This window comes from Streptomyces katrae, assembly GCF_000966975.1.
In the GTDB taxonomy this organism is placed as follows: Bacteria; Actinomycetota; Actinomycetes; order Streptomycetales; family Streptomycetaceae; genus Streptomyces; species Streptomyces katrae.
The window spans coordinates 1-2,861 of record NZ_JZWV01000921.1 but is presented as its reverse complement, the minus strand read 5'-3'; the positions used below and the strand labels follow the sequence as shown (position 1 = coordinate 2,861).

At 70.7% G+C, this 2,861-nt stretch carries 2 protein-coding genes; both read left to right on the top strand.

Features of this window, described 5'->3' with window-relative positions; all coding sequences use genetic code 11:
* A partial coding sequence (locus VR44_RS29650; protein ID WP_052713888.1) for a serine/threonine-protein kinase occupies window positions 1–1,797 on the top strand: 1,797 nt, incomplete at its 5' end.
* A gap of 163 nt (window positions 1,798–1,960) precedes the next feature.
* On the top strand, window positions 1,961–2,764 hold the full coding sequence (locus VR44_RS29645) for a fibronectin type III domain-containing protein (protein ID WP_157880439.1): 804 nt from the start codon (window positions 1,961–1,963) through the stop codon (window positions 2,762–2,764).
* Window positions 2,765–2,861: the final 97 nt, after the last annotated feature.

Sequence of the window (2,861 nt, the reverse complement as noted above, 5' to 3'; positions counted from 1 at the left end):
GAGCTGGCCGGCACCGGGCAGTTCCGGGAGCGGTTCGCCCGGGAGGTGGAGGCCGCCCGGCAGGTCGGCGGGTTCCACACGGCGCAGGTCGTGGACGCGGACCCGGCGGCCGAATCCCCCTGGCTGGTCACCGCGTTCGTGCCGGGGCCCACCCTCCACCGTGCGATAGCCGAGGGCGGGCCGCTCGGGCCGACGGCGGCGCTGCGGCTCGGCGCGGGACTCGCCGAAGGACTCGCGGCGATCCACCGGTGCGGTCTGGTCCACCGGGACCTCAAACCCGGCAACGTGATCGTGGCCGAGGACGGGCCGCGCATCATCGACTTCGGCATCGCACGCGCCGTGGACGCGAGTTCGCTGACCGCGACCGGATCCGTGATCGGCACCTACGCCTACATGTCGCCCGAGCAGATCCGCGCCGACCGCGCCGGACCGGCCAGCGACGTGTTCGCCCTCGGCGCGGTGATCGCCTTCGCCGCGACGGGCCGCGGCCCGTTCGACGCGCCCTCCCTGCCTGGCGTCGTCCAGCGGATCCTCGACGCACCGCCCGCCCTCGACGGGATCGACGGCGACCTCCGGGCCCTCCTCGTCGACTGCCTCGCCAAGGACCCGGCCGACCGCCCCGACGCGCACGGCCTGCCCGCACGGTTCGCGGCCGCCGTCGCGGAGGGGGCGCGGACACCCCGGCCGAGCCACGAACGGACCGTGGTGGGGTCCCCGCCCCTCCGGACCCCGCAGCCGACCCCGCAGCCGACCACGGAGCGCGACCGCGACGCGGACGCCCGGCAGGACCCGCGCCCGCCGTCCGCCGGGGCGACGGGGACCCGCCGCGGGCCCTCGCGGCGCGCGCTGCTCATCGCGGGCGCGTCGGCGACAGCGGTCGCGGCGGCCGGGATCCCCGCCTACCTGCTGCTCGGCGGGAGCGACGCCCTTGAAGGCCCGAGCAGCACGTACGGGCTCGCCTTCAGCGCCGACGGCGGCACCCTGGTCGCCGCCGGAGGCGACGGCCAGATCTGGCGCTGGTCACCGCCGGGCAAGAAGGCGGGCGTCACCCGGATCAGCGTCGCCGCCTACACCCAGGCGCACGTCTTCAGCCGGGACCTCGGGACGCTGTACCGGGCGGACGAGCACAAGATCCTCAAGTGGGACGTCGCCACGGGCCGCACGGTGGGGACGTTCACCGGGGAAACCACGGGCCAGGCCCAGGACGGGTTCATCCAGGGCCTGGGCCTCAGCCCCGACGGGAGGACCCTCGCCGCCAGCAGCGGCCGCGGCCTGTACCTCTGGGACACCGGCACGGGATCCCGGCTCGCCTTCCACGAGGACGTCAAGAACGGTCCGGCCGCCTACAGCGCGGACGGCACGATGCTGGCCGCCGGATGGCCGCTCCAGCTGCGGAAGGGCTCGGCCGACACCGTCCTGGCCACCCTCGACGCCCAGGGCGCGACCGGCGCGGTCTTCAGCCCCGACGGCCAGCTCCTCGCCTTCGGCGACCAGGGAGCCGGCGTACGCCTGTGGAACACCGCCACCCGGCAGGACGTCACCACCCTGGAGGGCCACGACTCCCCGGTCCAGACGATCGCCTTCCATCCCGACGGGCGGACCCTGGCCACCGGTGACCGCGACGGCAAGGTCCTCGTCTGGTCCACCACCTCGGGCACCCCGACCTCCACCCACGAACCGGGCGCCTCCGTCGAGGCACTGGCGTTCAGCCCGGACGGCAAGACCCTGGCCGCCGGCTGCAGCAGCGGTACGAGCACCGGCGGCAACGACACGGTCTGGCTGTGGAAACTCACCTGACCGGGATCCGCCCCGGCGCGTACGGATGAGTACGGGCTTCGCAGGTGGCCGCTGGGTGCGGCGGCATTGCTGTGGTGGGAGCATCAAGACGGGGGGTCTATCGCCCGTTCCGTCGGCCGGTGGGGGATCCACTGCCACGCCGGCAATCCGCGAGGTCCTCGTGATGAAGCTGGGAAACCTTTTCGCAGTCGCCGTTCTCATGACGCCCCTTCCGTTCGTGGGGATGGCACAGCCCGCATGGGCGCACCCCACGCACACCGTCGCGATCACCGGGGCCCTCGTGGTGGAGAACAACCCCGTGTTCGGGAAAGGGAGCCGGATCACGCGCCACGTTTTCAGGGAGGTCAACCTTACACATGGAGACCCCAAGGAGTCCTTCCTGTTCGTTCAGTGCGCGGGCGGGGAGAGCAGGGGCGAACTACGCGTCACAGTGGACCTGATTGAGAGTGACAGGGTGACCGTGAGCGCTTTGTTGAATTTCTTTGAGGGTTCGACCTGTGGGAGCACCGATCTGGAGGAGTTCCAGAGATGGAATGGCTCGATCGCCGCGGGCGAAAGCGTCAAGGTGGGCTTGGAGGCGTACAATCACGAATTTCAGTCGAATGATGGTGCCGTAGCGAATTTCACTGTCACTCATAACGTTCCAGAGCGTCCCGCCAAGCCGACGGACGTCCGTGCCAGGGCAGTCCGCGTGCTGTGTGTTCCCAGATTGCCTTGTAGTGGCAAGAAGGAAGTCGTTGTGAAGTGGGTGGACAATTCCGTCAATGAAATCGGCTACAGCATCCGCGACACGACGACCGGGGAGACCGTGGGCCTGCCCGCCAACACCACGGAATTCACCTGGTCCGGGCTTGATCCGCAGGTCAAGCACTGCTTCCTGGTTCGAGCGAATGGGGACGCCGAGGTCTCGGAGTGGTCGGCTCCCATCCGTGCCATCCTTCCTGGCCAGCTCAGTTCATGTGCCTGAGGCGTTCTCGCAGGTGCCGGGCGAAGGCCGTTCAGTAGGCCACCATCCGGTCGGACAGGACGCGTTCGGATTCGGTCAGGGGCCGCTGCGTCGGCAC

Bases quoted from the DNA above. Each gene is read 5' to 3' on its own strand.
- VR44_RS29645 (WP_157880439.1), top strand. From the start codon at position 1,961: ATGAAGCTGGGAAACCTTTTCGCAGTCGCCGTTCTCATGACGCCCCTT.